The following is a 17,434-nucleotide window of genomic DNA, read 5'->3' as shown; positions in this document are numbered from 1 at the left end:
GTTAATGAAAAAACAAGACATCACTTTTGGCATTCATGCTGTTGAAGCGGTATTAAAGAACAGTCCAGAGCGAGTGATTGAAATGTGGGTGCTACAAGGCCGAGATGATCAACGCCTAACCCCGTTACTTACAATGGCTGCAGAGTACGGCGTGTCAGTTCAAAAAGCGTCTCGTAAAGTCCTTGATGACAAAGCGAGTAGTGGTCAGCATCAAGGTATTATTGCCCGTGTGAAGGCTGCTAAGCAGCTTAATGACAATGACCTTCTGGCAATGCTCGATAAAACTGAGCAACCCTTTCTATTGATACTAGATGGTGTCACCGACCCACATAATCTTGGTGCTTGCCTACGTAACGCTGATGCTGCGGGTGTCCATGGGGTGATTGTGCCACGTGATAATTCGGTGGGGTTAACCCCAACAGTTAGCAAAGTGGCTTGTGGTGCCGCCGAAGTGGTGCCGCTTTACCAAGTGACCAACTTAGCGCGCACTATGAAGTCGATACAAGACAAAGGCATCTGGATTGTTGGTGCTGCAGGTGAAGCGGAACATGACTTGTATAAAGCCGATCTAAAAGGTCCACTGGCAATTGCAATGGGCGCGGAAGACAAAGGCTTACGTCGATTGACGCGCGAAGGCTGTGATTCTTTAGCGTCTATTCCAATGTCAGGCAGTGTATCGAGTTTGAACGTGTCAGTTGCTACGGGAATTTGTTTGTTTGAGGCGGTGCGTCAACGTTTGGGCTAAATGACTGATAGTGTGGTTATGACTATTTGAGGTTAGCCTCACATAGCAATGTAAATGCCGATGTGGGGAAACCTGCATCGGCATTTTTGTTGGCTCACCCGCACTAAAAGCTGTCTGTTTATAACCCATATTATTATAAATTTTATTTATCAAAAATATAAATATAGATAATTTTATTTAATTATTTGCTGATCATATACTTTGCTCATCGAAACACGAAACAGATTAGCGATTAACAATTGGAGCAGATTATGAGGATGAATCACGTAGGTATCATGGTAGGCGATATGGACCAGGCAGTTGAGTTTTACACTAAGGCACTGGGTCTGAAAATCGTCATGAACAACACTAAAGTGACAGAAGAGCGTGAAACAGCAATCGGTCGTATGTGTATTGCGGTATTTGGTGAAGGTTTCCAAGGTTTCAATATTGCTCACCTACTCACCACAGATGGCATTGGGGTGGAGCTGTTCGAGATGAAACAACGTCAGGAGCGTCATGAAGTTGACTTCTCTCGCTTAGGTATCTTCCACTTTTGCTTGCAAACAGATGACTTTGAAGGAGCGATTGCGCGCACAGAGCAGTATGGCGGTAAGGTACGTATGGATATTATGCGTTATCACCCTGAGGATGATAGCAAGCAGGCGAAAATGGTCTATTTAGAAGACCCATTTGGTAACTTGTTTGAGCTATATTCACACACTTATGAAGAGACTTACGCGACAGATTACGAATAAACCGTCACGTCAATATAATGCAAAGGGCTGCCAGAAATGGCGGCCCTTTGTTGTATTTATCTGTCACGGCAGTTTGTGATTGTTCGCCCAAGTTTTGTTGCTTAATTTGACAAGGTAGAGTATCCATTCTACCCTTTATGGTAGAATAGGTATTCTACTTAGGGGCACCCATTGAAACAGCAAATTGCAGCGAGTCTTGAGCAAGCATTTAGCCGCTACGGCTTTGCCGATCCCAGTGTTGCACAGCTTAAAGCGGCGTGTAACGTCAGCTTACGAACTTTGTATAAACATTATCCCTCAAAAGAGGCGATGATTGTGGCTGCACTTGAATATCGGCATCAACGTTATTTAGCGTGGCTAGCACCAGGCGGCAATGAAGCGAAATCGGTGGCGCAGCTGTTCGATAAACTCGGTGAGTGGATGCGGCAGTTTGCTCCCCATGGTTGTCTATCGCTCAATGCGTTGGCTGCCTATCCAGATAATCAGCTCATCATCAACGTGGTAAACAGTCATAAGTTGGCGGTGAAACTATTGTTAGCGGAGCAAAGTCAACGTGCGGATTTAGCTGAGGCATTATTTCTGTTACACGAAGGTGTGTCCAGTGCTTGGCCTTTTCAAGGTGACAATGCCATATCGGCCGCACAATCAATGTTAGCGTTATTATTAAGAGAGCAAAGCCAATGAGTTATTTACCTACAACCATGCAAGGTGTGCAACTAGAAGGCCATGGCGGCCCTGAAATGTTAGTGGTGAGGCAAGATATTCCTGTGCCACAACCTGGCGCGAGTGATGTATTGATAAAGGTGGCCGCCGCAGCGGTGAATAACACCGATATCAATACGCGTACAGCATGGTATTTCAAGCAGGGCGACGATAGTGCTGATGCCACTTGGTCGGGTAAAAGCTTGGCATTTCCACGGATTCAAGGTGCAGATGTTTGTGGAGTGATTGTTGCGGTAGGTGCCGATGTTGATTCGGCCAGAGTGGGCGAAAGAGTATTGATTGAACCTTGCCTTACGCGTGCTGCAGGGCAGCAACTTGCTGCACCTTGGTACTTTGGTTCTGAATGTGATGGTGGTTTTGCTGAATATACGATGGTGGATAGTCAGCATGCCTATCGCGTTAATAGCGCATTGTCGGATGCGCAGTTGCCCTCTTTTCCTTGTTCATATTCAACCGCGGAGAACATGCTAGAGCGCGCTGCGGTTAATGCTAATGATACCGTATTAATTGCCGGTGCCTCCGGCGGTGTAGGGTCGGCTGCAATTCAGCTGGCTAAAGCCCGCGGGGCTAGCGTCTTTGCCATCACCAGTGCCAGCAAACAGCAACAAGTGTTGGACCTAGGGGTTGATAAAGTGATTGATCGCGCAAGTGATTTAGTCGAGCAGCTTGGCAAAAACAGTGTCACAGTTGTAATTGATTTAGTGGCGGGCCCGCAGTGGCCTCAATTCCTAGAGTTACTGCAGCCAGGTGGCCGCTATGCAGTGGCTGGTGCGATTGGTGGTGCACTAGTGGAGCTGGATATTCGCAGTCTTTATTTGAAAGATTTAAGTTTCTTCGGTTGTACTGTGTTGGCGCCTCAGGTGTTTCAAAACTTAGTTCACCGCATAGAGGCCGATGAAGTTAAGCCCCTTGTGGCGCAATGCTTTCCGTTAGCTCAAATTGCAGAGGCTCAGGCTAGTTTTGAGCAAAAGCAGCACGTTGGTAAGCTAGTGCTAACGCTGTGAACGACGATTAATGCCCTGGCTAACCCTAGTTGTTAGCCGGAGTATAGCGATTGATTAACCCAAGCGAAGGGATAGCAAAATGATGCAAGCCACCCAGATTGAATCCATGCTAATCGCCTTAGGTGATGATACTATCGCGGCCCATTCACAGCGCTATTTTAAAACCGCAGTGGGTGAGTATGGCCATGGTGATCGTTTTTTAGGTATTCGCATGCCTGTGCTAAGACAACTGGTAAAGCAGCAGTCCAGTATAGCGCTTGATGAGCTGCGGTTACTGTTAACGAGTGAGTATCATGAGGTGCGAATTTTTGCCCTGCTGGCATTAGTGGCCCGTTATCAAGTTGCTGATGCCCAAGGGCAACAACAGGTGTATCAAATTTATTTGGATCATACTCAGTATATTAATAACTGGGATCTGGTTGATTGCTCGACTCACTTGATTGTTGGTGCGTATTTATTTGATAAAGATCTTGCCCCGCTATATCAGCTGGCAAAATCAACGAGCCTATGGGAGCGACGGATAGCAATGATTGCGTGTTTGTACTTTATTCGTCAGCAGCAGTTAGGGCCATGTTTTAACGTGGCGGAAATACTGCTACATGATAATGAGGATTTAATTCACAAGGCTGTGGGCTGGATGTTACGTGAAGCGGGCAAAAGAGATCTGGCAGCAGAAGAGGCGTTTTTAGCCAAGCACTATCGCACTATGCCGCGGACTATGCTGCGTTATGCGATTGAAAAATTGCCGCAGCCCAGACGGCAACAATATCTGCAAGGCATAGCGTAACCTAGGCATCATTGATTTACTGTTGAGTTAATTATTGAAAGGTATACAGCAAATTGAAGGTGGTGATGGTATCCGTTTGCTTAGTCCCTTCAGGTACTACGTCAGTGTATTTAACGTTCATACCAATCTTAAAAGCCCAGTCCTGAAACAGGGTATTTTTATAGGCTAAATCTAGCGTCAACGTGTTGTTATCTTCACCGACTTCAGCGGTCAAATCTGCCGTAAAGCTGGTGTATTCCTGAATTTTTTGTTCAAACTTAGCGGCAGTACGTAAAATCACTTCGCGATCAGCATCGGGATCGGGCATGGTTTCTGTGGACTGGGGCAAGTTATATCGATAACCGGGGCCAACCTCTAAGCTTAGGCTGGTGGCGCTAGTACTAATGGCATCAAAACCATAACCGGCCGATATGGTGAAAATACGAGTATAACTACCAAAGCGATCGTCAGTGAAATCACCGCGACCAAATACATAGCCGCTCTCTAACTTATAGTTTGACTGGATTTGGACATCGTATTTCTCTGAGGTAGTTTTTTCTGAATCTGAGGCAAAATAGGCCTTAAAGGTACCTTCTTGCTTAAATCTCTCGGTATCGTAAACCAACTTAGTCCGACCGTTGAAACTGCTCGACTCTGTGTTACCGGTGTTAACTTGCAGACCTGCCTCTATTTCGGCAGAGAAGTCGCTGGGTGGTTCTTGATAATCAGGTGGCACTAATGCCCATGCCGCATGGCTGGCTGATAAAGAGGCGGCAACAACTAAGGGTCTTAACATGGTTTGAGTTCTTGGTACTTTTTATTAGTTTGATTCACACAAAAAACAGCTGACATCATACCGATTAACGCCTGTGGGAGTAAAGTCTCAGCCTAATGTAAGTTCGATTAAATTAGACTGCACTATTGAGGGGCATTTTTACATATATTTTTCAGTGTATTAGCCAGCGTTTTATCTTCTAGACGAGGGATGGCTAAAGTGATTGTATTGCCGCTCACGCGCCTCTTTTGGGTTAATTGTTTAAATCGGTTTCACATTGCTTGAATTTTGGTTGTGATACCTGTAATATTCCGCGGCTTAATTCAGTCACTTTAATTAGTTCCTTGCCTCCATTTGGTCTGACTGAGCCAACAACGAGGCTAGATAACCGTAAGGAGCAAAAAATGCGTCATTATGAAATCGTATTTTTAGTTCACCCTGATCAGAGTGAACAAGTGCCAGGTATGATCGAGCGTTACACGGGTATTCTTACCCAAGCTGGCGGTCAAATCCATCGTTTAGAAGACTGGGGCCGTCGTCAACTGGCTTACCCAATCATCGAATTGCATAAAGCTCACTATGTTCTTTTGAACGTAGAAGCTACTGCAGAATCGGTTGAAGAGCTAGAAACAGCTTTCCGTTTCAACGACGCTGTTCTACGTAGCATGGTTATGCGCACTAAAGGTGCCATCACTGAAGCTTCTCCAATGGCTAAAGCGAAAGACGAGCGTGATTCACGTCGTTCAAGCGAAGGTGAGCGTCCAGCTGCCGAAGCGCCTGCTGAAGCTGCTGAAAAAACAGCTGAGTAAGTTTTTCTGTGGCCACCAATCACTTGGTGTTAACTGGAACCATTAAACGTTCTAGAAGTTTTAAAAGCCCAGCAGGTATCGCCCATAGTGTGATTATGCTGGAACACAAATCGCAGTGTTACGAAGCAGATATGCTTAGAAACGTATACTGTCAAATGCAAGTGATATTCAGTGGCGAACGCTTTGAAAGCGTTTCAGAACAACTGAAAACCGGTGTGGATATTGAGGTTCAGGGATTCATCGCCTTACAACAAGGGCGTAATGGTCAAAACCGCTTAGTATTACACGCTGAAAATGTCGAATTGAAAACTTAGGAGACTGTCACATGGCACGTTATTTCCGTCGTCGCAAGTTCTGCCGTTTCACTGCAGAAGGCGTTACAGAGATCGATTACAAAGATATCGCTACTCTAAAGAACTACATCACTGAAAGTGGTAAAATTGTTCCTAGCCGTATCACTGGTACAAACGCTAAATATCAACGTCAACTAGCTCGCGCTATCAAGCGTGCTCGTTATCTTTCTCTACTGCCTTACACTGATTTACATCAGTAATAGCGCATCAATTTAGAGGAAATTAATAATGAACGTTATTTTACTTGATAAAATCGCTAACCTAGGTAGCTTGGGCGACCAAGTTTCAGTAAAAGCTGGTTACGCTCGTAACTACCTTTTACCACAAGGTAAAGCTGTTGTTGCTAACGCTGCTAACACTGAAGTTTTTGAAGCACGTCGTGCTGAACTAGAAGCTAAGTTAGCTGCTGATCTAGCTGCTGCAAACGAGCGCGCTGAGAAAATCAACGCACTTGAAGCTATCGTTATCGCTTCTAAAGCTGGTGACGAAGGCAAACTGTTCGGTTCAATTGGTAACCGTGACGTTGCTGATGCTGTTACAGCTGCTGGTGTTGAACTTGCTAAGAGCGAAGTTCGTCTTCCACTAGGTGCACTACGTACTACTGGTGAATATGAAGTTGAAGTTCAAGTTCACACTGAAGTTAAAGCTGTGGTTAAGATTTCTGTTGTTGCAGAAGACTAATCATTTGCTTTAAGCAAAAGTATTAGAAAACCGCACTCGGTAACGAGTGCGGTTTTTTTATGTCTGTGTATCAGGCCACTGGCATTGACGCTAAGTGACTAGTCGTGCCATTGACTAGTCACATTATGGCTAAACTAGTTGCTGACTAGGGTCAGTTCGTCAATCAGATTGTTTGCACCATCTACCTCTTCCATCATCCACAGTACATAACGAATATCGACGTGAATAGCCCGAGTGATAGTTGGGTTAAAGAACCAGTCTTTAGTAATGGCTTCGTAGGTCGAATCAAAGTTCAGACCCACTAACTCTCCACGGCCATTAAATACCGGTGAGCCAGAATTACCGCCAGTCGTATCGACACTAGATAAAAAGTTAACCGGTACCGAGTCGAATCGCTCAGGCGTTGCGGCACACGAAAATAGGCGACACAACCAAGATGCGGGATCTTGGTAAACACTGTCTACCTTATGGCGGCCGTAGCGTTGCTGCTTAATCGCATCAAGTAGCTTTTGCGGCGCGTTAAATGGTGCTATCCCTGTATGTTTAGCTGCTAAACCTTCTAGGTTGGTGAATGGCTGCTTATAAAGCGCGTCTGCAGATTGATAACCGTCTACCATACCGTAACTGATCCGTAAGGTACCGTTGGCATCAGGGTAAACAGGCCAATTGTTGGCTTGATAGTAAGCAATCATGGCTTGCATGTAATCTGGACGTGCTTTAGATAACTGACCGGCTAAGGTTTTGGCCTGTCGCTCAGTTTGCATATTGTTGTCATACAACGCGACTGCAAGTCGTATAAAGGGATCGGCACTGGCTTCAAATGCTGCGGGATCGGCATTCATCCACGCGAGACGTTGTTGCTTATCGGTTAGGGTAGTTAATGTGTACATCGCCCCAATTTTGGCATCTAGATTACTATCGCCTTCATTAAGAGTGTTATCGAGTGCTGCAACACGATTGGTTTGGTTGAGATAAGTGCCAAGATCTTGCATCCATAAAGTTTTGTCGACGTTAACGTCAAAGCTGGTATCTAAACGCTTAAGCCGGGCAGTGAACATCTTCATGTCCCGCTCTTGGTAGCCCTCTTCACGCTCTGCATCGACTTTTTGTCGCTCCTTTGCAAGACGGTAAAGTTTGTTCGCTGTGCTTAATAACGCGCTGCTTTGGGCATTGTCAAAATAGTATCGGCTTTGACGTAATTTCCGTTGCTCGAGCAGTAAAGATTCGAGCTGGTCAAATTTGGCTTGATAGCTTTGATAGTCGCTATCTTTGGTTAACCAGCGGCGAAAATCATCTTCCCGGCTTTGTTTGATGCCAACAATGTCAGTGGCTTTAAAGCCATCTAATAGACCATTGTACTTCTTCATACGATTGGCCATGCCTGCTAGCGTGCCAGCATATTTGATTTTGACCTCTTTATCATTGGCGCCAAGGGCTTCGATTGTGTCGATACGCTGCTGATAGCGACTGGCGGAGGTTGGATATAACCAATCGCTAGCAAAAGCGAGCTCGCTAGTCAGCCGGTAGCGGCTCGTTGACCCCGGGTAGCCTGCGACAAATACGCCGTCGCCAGCTTTAACACCGTCGAGGTTAATTCTTAAATAGCTTTTGGGTTGATAAGGTACATTGTCTTTGGCAAATGCAGCGGGTTTACCATCTTTACCCACATAAGCGCGCAAGAAGGTAAAATCAGCGGCATGGCGCGGGTATTCATAGTTGTCGATGTCTCCACCAAAGGCTCCAGCGCTTTCGGGTGGCGCATAGACTAAACGTACATCACGAATAATTAACTGCTTTATCAGGTAGTATTCCAATCCGTTATGGAAGCTTCGTACCGAGCAGCGGTAGTTATCATCACTTTCGCACGCCTTGATTAACGCTTTACGGTTAGCCTGAATATTCTCAAAGCGTTGCAGTGGCTCTTCACCTATATCCTTTTTTACTTGTGCTGAAACATCAGTAACGGCTTCGGTGATGTATAAGCGCTCATTGGGACCTGCAGAGGGCTCTAAGTCTTGACTGCGAGCAAGGAAACCATCGGCTAGGTAATTGTGCTGTTTTTTGCTGTTAAATTGAATGGCTCGGTAGGCACAATGATGGTTGGTGACAACTAAACCTTGGGGCGAGACAAAACTGGCGGTACAATAGCCCAATCCGACTACGGCATTCATTGGATATTGGCTTAAGTCAGCTAACTGTTTAGCTGGAATTTCAATTCCTTTGTCCGCCAATTGAGAAGCAATTGCCGGCATCTGATAAGGTTGCCATTGTCCTTCGTCGCCAAAGGCGGAAGAGGATGACAGTAGTAGGCCTGATGAAAGCATCAATGCTGAAAACAGTGCATTGCGCATAGTGGTTCCTTGTAGTGGGTTCAAAAGCTTTAGGCGAGCTAAACGCCTGTTATTATTGCAACAGATATATCATATTTTGCCTATTCGTAGGGGTTTTGGAGAATAAATGTCACAGCAGCGTGGTTTTCAACCTAAGAAAAAACCAAGAGACTTGCAGGTAGACGCATTAAAGATGCCGCCGCACTCTATTGAGGCTGAACAATCAGTACTGGGTGGCTTAATGCTCGATTCTGACGCCTGGGATAAAGTGGCTGAAAAAGTCGTCAAAAAAGACTTCTATTCCCGCTCTCATGGGATGATATTTACCGCTATGGAAGCATTGGTTGCAGCGGGTCAACCCATTGACTTAATCACAGTATCAGAGCAGTTGGAAGTTGAAGACCAACTCGAAGATGCTGGTGGTTTTGCTTATCTTGGTGAGATTGCTAAAAATACCCCAAGTGCCGGTAACATTCTTTCCTACGCCGAAATTGTCCGCGAACGCGCCGTGGTACGCGAAATGATTAAAGTGGCGAATGAGATCGCTGATGCTGGTTTTAACCCAGAAGGTCGCGACTCCGGCGAATTACTGGATTTGGCCGAGAGCAAAGTATTTAAGATCGCTGAGCAGCGCACCAATGCTAACGAAGGCCCTGAAGGGATTAAAACCATCCTGGAAAAAACAGTCGACAAGATTGAAGAGCTATACAATAACCCTCACAACGGTGTTACCGGGGTTTCTAGCGGCTATGTCGATTTAGACAAGATGACCGCTGGGTTTCAATCTGGTGATTTGGTCATTGTCGCGGCACGTCCATCTATGGGTAAAACCACTTTTGCGATGAACTTGTGTGAACAAGCGGCAATGCATGAAGATAAGCCGGTATTGATTTTCAGTTTGGAGATGCCGTCAGAGCAAATCATGATGCGTATGCTGGCGTCACTTGGGCGAGTGGATCAAACTAAAATTCGTACCGGTCAGTTGGATGATGATGATTGGGCTCGCGTGTCATCAACTATGGGAATAATGCTGGAACAGGGCAAGATGTACATTGATGATGGCTCTGGATTAACCCCTACGGAAGTGCGTAGTCGTGCACGTCGAATTGCCCGTGAATATGGCGGCCTATCGATGATAATGATTGACTACTTGCAATTGATGCAGGTGCCCGCATTGTCAGATAACCGTACTTTGGAAATTGCCGAGATTTCACGCTCGTTGAAAGCCTTGGCTAAAGAGTTAGAGATCCCGGTTATTGCACTGTCTCAGCTAAACCGGTCTTTGGAGCAACGGGCCGACAAACGGCCGGTAAACTCAGATTTGCGTGAATCGGGCTCTATTGAGCAGGATGCTGACTTGATCATGTTTATTTATCGTGACGAAGTGTATAACGACGATTCTGAATACAAAGGCAGTGCAGAGATCATTATTGGTAAGCAACGTAACGGCCCCATTGGCAGGGTCAGGTTAGCTTTCCATGGTCAATTCTCTCGGTTTGATAATTATGCCGGTCCACAATTTGATGAAGAGTAGTTGTAAGCCCTTGAACTGAGATTAATTTTGCTTCATATCAGCCTAATGTAAGGCGTAATACGTTAGCCTCTACCTTTCGATGGTTAAGCTAAATGTTTTGGTTGAGGTACACTGTAACGTGTATCTGAGTCAGTAAGGTTATTGTTTGAAACCCTTTCCAAGAGCAGAAATAAGTAGCGACGCGTTGCAGCATAATTTGCAACGCTTACGCCAACTTGCCCCCAATAGCCGAGTCATGGCAGTGGTTAAAGCGAATGGCTACGGCCATGGCCTTCTAAATGTCGCTAACACCCTAGTTAGTGCAGATGGCTTTGGTTTAGCACGACTAGAAGAAGCACTCGCGATGCGTGCGGGTGGTGTCAGTGCCAAACTGCTATTGCTTGAAGGGATATTCCGCCAAAGTGACCTACATCAACTCGTCGAACATGATATCGATACTGTGGTGCACCATGAATCACAACTTTTGATGTTGGAAAATGAATCCTTAGCTAAGCCTGTTACTGTGTGGATGAAAATCGATACGGGGATGCATCGTCTTGGTTTTGGCGTCGCGCAATTTCAGCAGATGTATCAAAGGCTGCTGGCATGCCCTAATGTGGCGAAACCTGTGCACCTGATGACGCATTTTGCCTGTGCTGATGAGCCTGACAATAGCATGACGTCAGCTCAGCTAGCTGAGTTTGAACAGTTAACCGCTGGCTTAGCCGGTGACAGAACCCTCGCCAATTCAGCGGCGACCCTGTATTGGCCGCAAACTCAAGCAGATTGGGTCCGTCCCGGCATTGCGCTGTGTGGCGTGTCTCCCGTAGTGGGTGATTTGGGGGTGAACCATGGCCTACGCCCGGCGATGCAACTGATGAGTCGCTTGATTGCTGTGCGCGAACACAAAGCGGGTGAGCCTGTCGGTTATGGCAGTTATTGGCGCGCACAAGAAGATACCTTACTGGGTGTTGTTGCTATCGGTTATGGCGATGGTTATCCCCGTAATGCACCGGAGGGTACGCCGGTATGGGTCAATGGTCGACTTGTGCCGATTGTTGGCCGGGTGTCAATGGATATGTTGACTGTCGATTTGGGGATTAATGCCAGCGATCGGGTTGGCGATGAGGCCCAGTTATGGGGGCTCGACTTGCCAGTAGAGGAGGTCGCCGAGCATATCGGGACCATAGCCTATGAGCTAGTGACGAAGTTAACCCCACGTGTTGCCGTGTGTTTGGACTAACATAGTAACGAAAATTTGCTGTAGTACCGGCCCAAAACAAGGGAGTGAAAGCCGGTAGGAAAATGTAGTGTTGAAGATTAACCCATTAGTTTTATTTTGCTGTATCAGTCTGCTCTTGCTCACACTCGACGTGCGGGCGAGCGAAAAGGTCATTGATAGTCCTGCTGCCGACATCCAAGAGCCTACGTTAGACCCGAGTGATTACCAAAGCGAGTTTGTCGCGGTTCCTTTCATATTTTCTACGGAAACGCTAAGTACCACGGTAGGTGGCGCCGGTGTCCTTAAGCATGCCGGCCAGGTACAAGCATCATTATTAGGTATTGGCCTTTACAGTAAAAATGACTCCTGGGTAACCTTTTTAGGTGCCAATAACTATCAATTGCCAACATTGGATAGTTGGCTGTTTTCTGCTGAGTATTACCGTGGCAGCTATAAGCAAGGGATTTACTACATTGCTGATGGTGCAGCTCCCGTTGCTAATGGACCAAGCTATCAGCAAGCAGAGCGCGTGGTCACTCAAGGTGAAGAGAGCTATACCAAGCTGCGCATGAAGTACGTACTGCCGTGGGGCAGAGGCGCTGCTGGTGCTATTGCTAGTCTGATGCCTAACCAAGGTGAAGTAGAGTGGAACCCGCTTAACTCAGGCGTAACCAGTATTGAACTGATGCCATTTACTGAAACCCAGGAGTTACAAGGTTATGAGCATCTGCCTTCTGAATCACGTGGTTTGCAGCTCAAGTTAGATTGGGATAACCGAGATAATGGCAAAAACAGTACCCGCGGTGGGCGCACTAGCCTGACCTTCAGCCGTGATTTTGGCAGTGATGATCGGCAAAGCTGGACCACTTGGGAGTTTGAGCAAAGTGCATTTTTGGGCTTAGGTGAAAGTGAATGGTTTAACAATCACATTATTGCGCTAGATTTCTATATTGCTGATACACCAACATGGGACTCAAAAAGTGACGACGGTTATCATCGCCCTCCGAGTTTTTCAGGGATCACATTAGGCGGATTCAATTATTTACGTGGCTATAATGGCAATCGTTTTTTTGGTCGTAGTGCCGTGTTGTATCGAGGGGAATACCGTATGCTGCCTAAATGGCAACCTTTGCAAACATTGCCGGTATTTAACCTCTATGATATTCCCTGGTGGCAGTGGGCGTTGTTTGCCGAAGCGGGACAAGTGGCAGATGAGTTTGCCATGGATGAGCTGCATAAAGATCTCAAGTGGACATTGGGTGCGGGCATTCGTTTTGAAGTAGAAAGTGTGGTGGTACGCACCGAGTTAGCGGTAGGAGAAGAGGGCAATCAATTTTGGGTGATGGTTAATCAGCCTTTTTAACGCAAGAGAGGCATCGCCTCTCTTGTTGTAGATACTCTAGTTGTTACTCAAAGCAAATCTCGATATATGCGGTCCCTTTTTCATGGGTAAACGGCATGATAATCTTTTTGCCTTCAGATTTATGAGCAATCCGGTGACCGATACCTGCCACGACAACTGGGGTTGCCATATCAAAGTCATATCCCTTTTCACCTAATAGGTTCTTGGCGCCACCGGTGACCATATTGGTTAGCTCGCCGACTAAGTCAGTCACTTCACTGTCAATTGTTACTGGGCGCTCGCCAAGCATGTTTTGCATGATTTCAAAGATCAGATCTTGTTCAAACGTAATCGACATCGAGCCCTTGGTTTGCGGCCCAACCATACCAATTAGGCCAGAGACATCGCCTTTGGCAATATTGCCAGTCTTTAAGTTGGGCTTGCCTGGCACCAATGTCATGTTAGCCATGGTACTGAGGACATTAAGAAGCGAGTCTAAAAAAGGGTTGATAAAATTTACATTCATTGGTTAGTGAGCCCCATCCATAATTGTTTAGTCTACATCTGTCGTCATTGACCAGACTGTAAGCTTAGGCGAATTTTTAGCGGATAGCTGTTGTGTTGGAATTTACCTTAGCATGATTTTTTAAAGTATAAACACTAAATATGACAAATAATTGCCACCATCTTATTATTTTTCATCGTCTTACGCTGCCTTTACCGTTAACCAGTCTTGCATTGTTGCGGTGAAATCAACGTTGTCTATTTGGCTTTCTGCCCGTAACCATTGCTGGCAATGGTATGAAGGAATCAATAGCGGCATCCGATGATGGTAGTCAGCGCACCAAGGGTTTGGACTGGTGGTTAATGTGACGAATTTTGGCTGGCCGTCATCGTCAATAAGTTGCAGTCCTGCCATAAACAAAGGTTTGGCTCGCTTGTGGGAAAATAGATATTTTTGTTTAGTGCCAGTTGGCGCGCTTGACCATTCATACCAGCCACTACAAGGAATCACCACCCGTTGGTGATGATAGGCTTGCGCAAAAGTTTTCTTGGTCGCCGCAGTTTCCACTTGGGCATTGATGATTAGTTTTTTCGACCATTGCGGTTGAATCCCCCAATGAGCATTGACTTGAGTAAGTTGCTGCGCTTTTGCTGCTATTGCAGCAATACCTTCACTTGGACGTAAGTCTAGACTGGTTTGTGTATTGAACGTCAAGCCGAGTGCATCACTGACGATGTGAATTAGCGGGTCTGCTATGATATTGAGGCGTCCACACATGATTTGCTCTAGTTAGGCTTGTAGACCTACAGTAATAACGTAATGGCGTACTTGATGCAATTCTCATGGACAAGCAGTGTTCATTTTATCGCTTGCAGTGTAAAATGCGCGGCCACATCTCTTGGGGTGTATGTTCAACTTATTTGGAACTTGGTTTTATGTCGTCATCGTCTCGTCCCGTTATCAACCGTACCTTCTCTATCGCGCCTATGCTCGATTGGATGTATTTCCCTTGTTTTTGTGGGTTTAAGTTGATTGAGGGGGCTATATGGGGGCCTGTGTTATTTAGCGTAAAAGAATGGGGCCCTTTCGCCAGATTTGAGAAGGTGGTACATAAATATAATTTAAGGTAATTACATTTGTATTTATGGAAGTGTACGTGTATAAAGTGCCGTCGATAATCGATTTGTGTTGATCTTGAACTATAATTAAAGGTAGATTGGGACTAAGGAAGCAGTCGATAAGGAGGAGTATCTATGAATAATAAGAAATCTAAAGATAAAAATAGCACTTCATCTAGTGTCAAAGTTTATCAGCTTAATGATAACGGCGAGTTTCGCCTAAATTTGGCAGACCGCAATAGCCGTAAGCGTATTATGAGTAAGATTAGTCGTTTCAAAGGTTTCCCTGTTACTGCTTAATATGGAGTGTCCATGGGGGCTCTTGCCGTAGCTTTTATTCTTATCTCGGGCTACTTGTACGTATCTAATTCCAAATATCAGAAATACATTACTCGAAGAGAAGATGGCCATAGGTATTACTTTCGCTGTGGCTCTTTCGGTATGCTTTTTTGTGTTGCAGGAATTCTTTTTGCCATTATCTGTGATTATTACAACTGGCCCTCAGCTGTCCTTGCTCTTGTAGATACTTCTATTGAAAAGTTGTCTGGCCCCACCTCAAAACTAACAGTTCAAGAGTATCTAAATGCTAAATTGTTGGCAGGATCTGCGTTTGCTTTGCCTATTGCATTTGCCATAGCTTGGATTGAAAATCTCCTTAGAGATGATGAAAAATCAAGAAAGTACATTAATGATGTAAAAAGCCCAGTTCTTGAAAAGTTTCTGTTTGAATGTGGAGAAACTGTAAGTTCAGTATTGATTACTTTGGCAAGTAGAAAAGTCTATGTAGGGCTTGTGCATGAAATTCCTATAGAAGCGGGAGAAGTTGAGCACTTTACTATTTTGCCCATGCTCAGTGGCTATAGAGACAAAGATAGGTTAACTGTTAAATTTACAACTAACTATTTTGTTCATTATGAAAATCAGCTAGACGATGCTGGTGATCCTCGTGATGAGGGAGTCTGTTTAGATGACTTTATTGAAGTTATTCCAGTGTCTGAAATGGTTCATATTGGTAGGTTTGATATTGATACGTACAAAAACTTTGGAAAGCCACTCGATGGTAACGGGATACATGTGTCTTCACTTCCGTGGGTTGAACCTCCCAGTTCTCCCATAGATAGTGGGAAACCAACAGCTGTCCATTTGAATGAAAATTCCGATGAAATATGATTCAAAGGCCCTTAATAGGGCCTTTTTTGTTAGGTGGTAGGATTTTTAGTGACGGAATTAATTGATTGTTTTAAGGTTATTCGATTGAGTTAGGGGCCGCACATAAAATTATCTTCAACTGAGCCGTCAATGTGTTTGTATCCTCCACAAACTTCAAATGGTTCATCATCGCCATCGTTATAATGGTAATCAGCCCAATACTCTTCAAATTCGTCACTCATTTCATTCATATAATCTTCAAGCCATTTATCATACTCGGCAAACTCATCGTCCTCATCATCGTCCTCATCTTCAAGGTAAGGAGGTGTATTATTAGCCAAATTATTTTCAGAGGGCAGATTTAAACGTTTTTTTTCCCTTGTATACGTTTAAGTTCTGCGTATAACTGTTTATTAAAATCATGGAGATTATCATCGCCACTAATTTTGTAACCGATCCTTTTGATTTTTCCTTGTTTTTCAACAAGAAAGAAAATTACATGTTTTTGGGTAAAGCCATCACTAGACTTAAAATATACTTCTTTAGCTAGTGTATTCAAATAAGTTGCAATCTTATTTATTCTCTTTTTTTTGTCACTTATTTCATTCAGAGTTTGAAATGTTTTTCTTGTCTCGTTAGCAGCACTAGAGTTAATCGATTTTTCACTCGATGACTCTAGTGTTAACTTGTTTTTTGAAGTTATTTCAAATTTTAGCGATTCAGAAGAAAAGACGTTATTACTAAGTAATAGAAGTGCTATTACTAAAAATGAGTTGCAGGGTTTCATATTTCTCTCCATTTCATGGTTATATGCGCAAGTACAATACTAATATTTAGTTTTTATATATGTCAACTTAACAGTTGGTTATTAATAGGGATGGTAATTAACTCTCGAAAATTTCTAGAGAAATTGTCTCTTAGCTTCTAAAGCAAAGGGCTTTTTGTGGGCGGCGTTTAGGTGGGGGTGATGCCTAGTGACAGGATTAGTGCCAGGTATGTGATTGTTTTGAGTGCTAGCCATGCTTGGGGTGGGAATATTGGTTTGTTTAGGTACCTGACTAGATAGGCAAGCGCTAAGAACACTGAGCCGCTTATCGGGTTGAAGAAAAGCTTGTTTCACTTACCCCTACAGATAGCACTAGAAAGATGAAAGCGGCCTATAAATAATGAAATTTGCTTTTAGATTGGCGTGGGTTATGGGCATATTACATCCTTGTAATTTATGTTAGCCCCTAGAGTGTAAAAGCTATTTTTGATTATTCCATAATGGGGTCCCGGTGTGGGCCCCATTTTTGTGCGCGGTGTTTAGGTGGGGATGATGCTTAGTGACAGAGTAAGTGCCAGATATGGAATCTTATGATGATTAATTTATTATATTGTTGAGTCTTAAGATTACTTTTTTGAACGTTGAGTTATTAAGGGCCACACATCAAATTATTATCGGTGGAGCCGTCAATGTGTATATATGCACCACAAACTTCAAATGGTTCATCATCGCCATCGTTATAATGGTACTCAGCCCAATGCGCCTCGAATTCGTCACTTATTTCATTCATATACTCTTCAAGCCATGTATCATACTCTGCAAACTCATCGAAATCATCATCGTCTTCATCTTCAAGTTCAGGAGGTGTATTATTAGCTAAATTATTTTTAGAGAGC

20 protein-coding genes are annotated in these 17,434 nt (G+C 44.5%); 14 read left to right on the top strand and 6 right to left on the bottom strand.

What is annotated here, in order from left to right:
• The first annotated feature begins 4 nt into the window (after positions 1–4).
• From rlmB to L865_RS0120280, 5 genes are all read left to right on the top strand, one after another.
• Positions 5–745: a 23S rRNA (guanosine(2251)-2'-O)-methyltransferase RlmB gene (rlmB, locus tag L865_RS0120300; RefSeq protein ID WP_028774899.1), complete on the top strand. Its 741-nt coding sequence runs from the start codon at positions 5–7 to the stop codon at positions 743–745.
• Between the two features lie 251 nt (positions 746–996).
• The gene (locus tag L865_RS0120295; protein ID WP_028774898.1) at positions 997–1,482 is read left to right on the top strand and encodes a VOC family protein; all 486 of its coding nucleotides are present in this window, start codon (positions 997–999) and stop codon (positions 1,480–1,482) included.
• A gap of 171 nt (positions 1,483–1,653) precedes the next feature.
• Positions 1,654–2,166, top strand: a complete 513-nt coding sequence (locus tag L865_RS0120290; protein WP_028774897.1) for a TetR/AcrR family transcriptional regulator — start codon at positions 1,654–1,656, stop codon at positions 2,164–2,166.
• Positions 2,163–3,209, top strand: a complete 1,047-nt coding sequence (locus tag L865_RS0120285) for an alcohol dehydrogenase family protein (protein WP_028774896.1) — start codon at positions 2,163–2,165, stop codon at positions 3,207–3,209. Before L865_RS0120290 ends, L865_RS0120285 begins: the two co-directional genes overlap by 4 nt.
• A gap of 79 nt (positions 3,210–3,288) precedes the next feature.
• The gene (locus tag L865_RS0120280) at positions 3,289–3,996 is read left to right on the top strand and encodes a DNA alkylation repair protein (protein WP_245608471.1); all 708 of its coding nucleotides are present in this window, start codon (positions 3,289–3,291) and stop codon (positions 3,994–3,996) included.
• Between the two features lie 31 nt (positions 3,997–4,027).
• Here L865_RS0120280 and L865_RS0120275 read toward each other — a convergent pair whose 3' ends face one another.
• Positions 4,028–4,771 carry a DUF481 domain-containing protein gene (locus tag L865_RS0120275; protein WP_028774894.1) on the bottom strand — a complete coding sequence of 248 codons (744 nt, stop codon included), beginning with the start codon at positions 4,769–4,771 and terminating at the stop codon, positions 4,028–4,030.
• Between the two features lie 383 nt (positions 4,772–5,154).
• Between L865_RS0120275 and rpsF the strand changes: the two genes are divergently transcribed.
• The 4 genes from rpsF to rplI are packed head-to-tail and all read left to right on the top strand — an operon-like array spanning position 5,155 to position 6,593.
• Positions 5,155–5,559 (top strand): 30S ribosomal protein S6, encoded by a 405-nt coding sequence (gene rpsF / locus L865_RS0120270; RefSeq protein WP_028774893.1) that lies wholly within the window; start codon positions 5,155–5,157, stop codon positions 5,557–5,559.
• An 8-nt stretch (positions 5,560–5,567) separates the two neighbouring features.
• Positions 5,568–5,873 carry a primosomal replication protein N gene (gene priB / locus L865_RS0120265; RefSeq protein ID WP_028774892.1) on the top strand — a complete coding sequence of 102 codons (306 nt, stop codon included), beginning with the start codon at positions 5,568–5,570 and terminating at the stop codon, positions 5,871–5,873.
• 11 nt (positions 5,874–5,884) lie between these two features.
• A complete protein-coding gene (gene rpsR, locus L865_RS0120260; RefSeq protein ID WP_011867078.1) occupies positions 5,885–6,112 on the top strand; it encodes a 30S ribosomal protein S18 in 228 nt (75 codons plus the stop codon).
• A gap of 28 nt (positions 6,113–6,140) precedes the next feature.
• Positions 6,141–6,593, top strand: coding sequence for a 50S ribosomal protein L9 (gene rplI, locus L865_RS0120255; RefSeq protein ID WP_028774891.1), 453 nt, complete (start codon positions 6,141–6,143; stop codon positions 6,591–6,593).
• 134 nt (positions 6,594–6,727) lie between these two features.
• On the opposite strand, the gene L865_RS0120250 is transcribed toward rplI, so the two are convergent.
• Positions 6,728–8,944, bottom strand: coding sequence for a S46 family peptidase (locus tag L865_RS0120250; RefSeq protein ID WP_028774890.1), 2,217 nt, complete (start codon positions 8,942–8,944; stop codon positions 6,728–6,730).
• A 106-nt stretch (positions 8,945–9,050) separates the two neighbouring features.
• On the opposite strand from L865_RS0120250, the gene dnaB reads away from it, so the two are divergent.
• From dnaB to L865_RS0120235, 3 genes are all read left to right on the top strand, one after another.
• Positions 9,051–10,457 carry a replicative DNA helicase gene (gene dnaB, locus L865_RS0120245; protein WP_028774889.1) on the top strand — a complete coding sequence of 469 codons (1,407 nt, stop codon included), beginning with the start codon at positions 9,051–9,053 and terminating at the stop codon, positions 10,455–10,457.
• A gap of 145 nt (positions 10,458–10,602) precedes the next feature.
• Positions 10,603–11,679, top strand: a complete 1,077-nt coding sequence (gene alr, locus L865_RS0120240; protein WP_028774888.1) for an alanine racemase — start codon at positions 10,603–10,605, stop codon at positions 11,677–11,679.
• 67 nt (positions 11,680–11,746) lie between these two features.
• Positions 11,747–13,021: a BamA/TamA family outer membrane protein gene (locus L865_RS0120235; protein ID WP_028774887.1), complete on the top strand. Its 1,275-nt coding sequence runs from the start codon at positions 11,747–11,749 to the stop codon at positions 13,019–13,021.
• 43 nt (positions 13,022–13,064) lie between these two features.
• Here L865_RS0120235 and L865_RS0120230 read toward each other — a convergent pair whose 3' ends face one another.
• Both L865_RS0120230 and L865_RS0120225 read right to left on the bottom strand, forming a co-directional pair.
• Entirely contained in the window at positions 13,065–13,526 is a 462-nt protein-coding gene (locus tag L865_RS0120230; RefSeq protein WP_028774886.1) for a chemotaxis protein CheX, read from the bottom strand.
• Positions 13,527–13,706: 180 nt separating this feature from the next.
• Positions 13,707–14,282 (bottom strand): SOS response-associated peptidase, encoded by a 576-nt coding sequence (locus tag L865_RS0120225; protein ID WP_028774885.1) that lies wholly within the window; start codon positions 14,280–14,282, stop codon positions 13,707–13,709.
• 476 nt (positions 14,283–14,758) lie between these two features.
• On the opposite strand from L865_RS0120225, the gene L865_RS25665 reads away from it, so the two are divergent.
• The gene (locus tag L865_RS25665) at positions 14,759–14,923 is read left to right on the top strand and encodes a hypothetical protein (protein WP_157577682.1); all 165 of its coding nucleotides are present in this window, start codon (positions 14,759–14,761) and stop codon (positions 14,921–14,923) included.
• A gap of 12 nt (positions 14,924–14,935) precedes the next feature.
• Positions 14,936–15,793 carry a hypothetical protein gene (locus L865_RS24665; RefSeq protein ID WP_051484714.1) on the top strand — a complete coding sequence of 286 codons (858 nt, stop codon included), beginning with the start codon at positions 14,936–14,938 and terminating at the stop codon, positions 15,791–15,793.
• An 89-nt stretch (positions 15,794–15,882) separates the two neighbouring features.
• Here L865_RS24665 and L865_RS0120210 read toward each other — a convergent pair whose 3' ends face one another.
• Together L865_RS0120210 and L865_RS0120205 are read right to left on the bottom strand one after the other, a co-directional pair.
• Positions 15,883–16,113 (bottom strand): hypothetical protein, encoded by a 231-nt coding sequence (locus L865_RS0120210; RefSeq protein ID WP_028774884.1) that lies wholly within the window; start codon positions 16,111–16,113, stop codon positions 15,883–15,885.
• Between the two features lie 20 nt (positions 16,114–16,133).
• Positions 16,134–16,559: a hypothetical protein gene (locus L865_RS0120205; RefSeq protein ID WP_028774883.1), complete on the bottom strand. Its 426-nt coding sequence runs from the start codon at positions 16,557–16,559 to the stop codon at positions 16,134–16,136.
• Positions 16,560–17,434 lie beyond the last annotated feature (875 nt).

The sequence above is a fragment of the Shewanella waksmanii ATCC BAA-643 genome (assembly GCF_000518805.1).
GTDB lineage: Bacteria > Pseudomonadota > Gammaproteobacteria > Enterobacterales > Shewanellaceae > Shewanella > Shewanella waksmanii.
The sequence above is the reverse complement of the archived record's forward strand: the minus strand, read 5'-3'. Positions and strand labels throughout refer to the sequence as shown.

What these genes read in the sequence shown, in the direction of transcription:
- rlmB (WP_028774899.1), top strand. Translation starts at nt 5, where the DNA reads ATGAAAAAACAAGACATCACTTTTGGCATTCATGCTGTTGAAGCGGTA.
- L865_RS0120295 (WP_028774898.1), top strand. Translation starts at nt 997, where the DNA reads ATGAGGATGAATCACGTAGGTATCATGGTAGGCGATATGGACCAGGCA.
- L865_RS0120285 (WP_028774896.1), top strand. Translation starts at nt 2,163, where the DNA reads ATGAGTTATTTACCTACAACCATGCAAGGTGTGCAACTAGAAGGCCAT.
- L865_RS0120280 (WP_245608471.1), top strand. Translation starts at nt 3,289, where the DNA reads ATGATGCAAGCCACCCAGATTGAATCCATGCTAATCGCCTTAGGTGAT.
- L865_RS0120275 (WP_028774894.1), bottom strand. Translation starts at nt 4,771, where the DNA reads ATGTTAAGACCCTTAGTTGTTGCCGCCTCTTTATCAGCCAGCCATGCG.
- rpsF (WP_028774893.1), top strand. Translation starts at nt 5,155, where the DNA reads ATGCGTCATTATGAAATCGTATTTTTAGTTCACCCTGATCAGAGTGAA.
- rpsR (WP_011867078.1), top strand. Translation starts at nt 5,885, where the DNA reads ATGGCACGTTATTTCCGTCGTCGCAAGTTCTGCCGTTTCACTGCAGAA.
- rplI (WP_028774891.1), top strand. Translation starts at nt 6,141, where the DNA reads ATGAACGTTATTTTACTTGATAAAATCGCTAACCTAGGTAGCTTGGGC.
- L865_RS0120250 (WP_028774890.1), bottom strand. Translation starts at nt 8,944, where the DNA reads ATGCGCAATGCACTGTTTTCAGCATTGATGCTTTCATCAGGCCTACTA.
- dnaB (WP_028774889.1), top strand. Translation starts at nt 9,051, where the DNA reads ATGTCACAGCAGCGTGGTTTTCAACCTAAGAAAAAACCAAGAGACTTG.
- L865_RS0120230 (WP_028774886.1), bottom strand. Translation starts at nt 13,526, where the DNA reads ATGAATGTAAATTTTATCAACCCTTTTTTAGACTCGCTTCTTAATGTC.
- L865_RS0120225 (WP_028774885.1), bottom strand. Translation starts at nt 14,282, where the DNA reads ATGTGTGGACGCCTCAATATCATAGCAGACCCGCTAATTCACATCGTC.
- L865_RS25665 (WP_157577682.1), top strand. Translation starts at nt 14,759, where the DNA reads ATGAATAATAAGAAATCTAAAGATAAAAATAGCACTTCATCTAGTGTC.
- L865_RS24665 (WP_051484714.1), top strand. Translation starts at nt 14,936, where the DNA reads ATGGGGGCTCTTGCCGTAGCTTTTATTCTTATCTCGGGCTACTTGTAC.
- L865_RS0120205 (WP_028774883.1), bottom strand. Translation starts at nt 16,559, where the DNA reads ATGAAACCCTGCAACTCATTTTTAGTAATAGCACTTCTATTACTTAGT.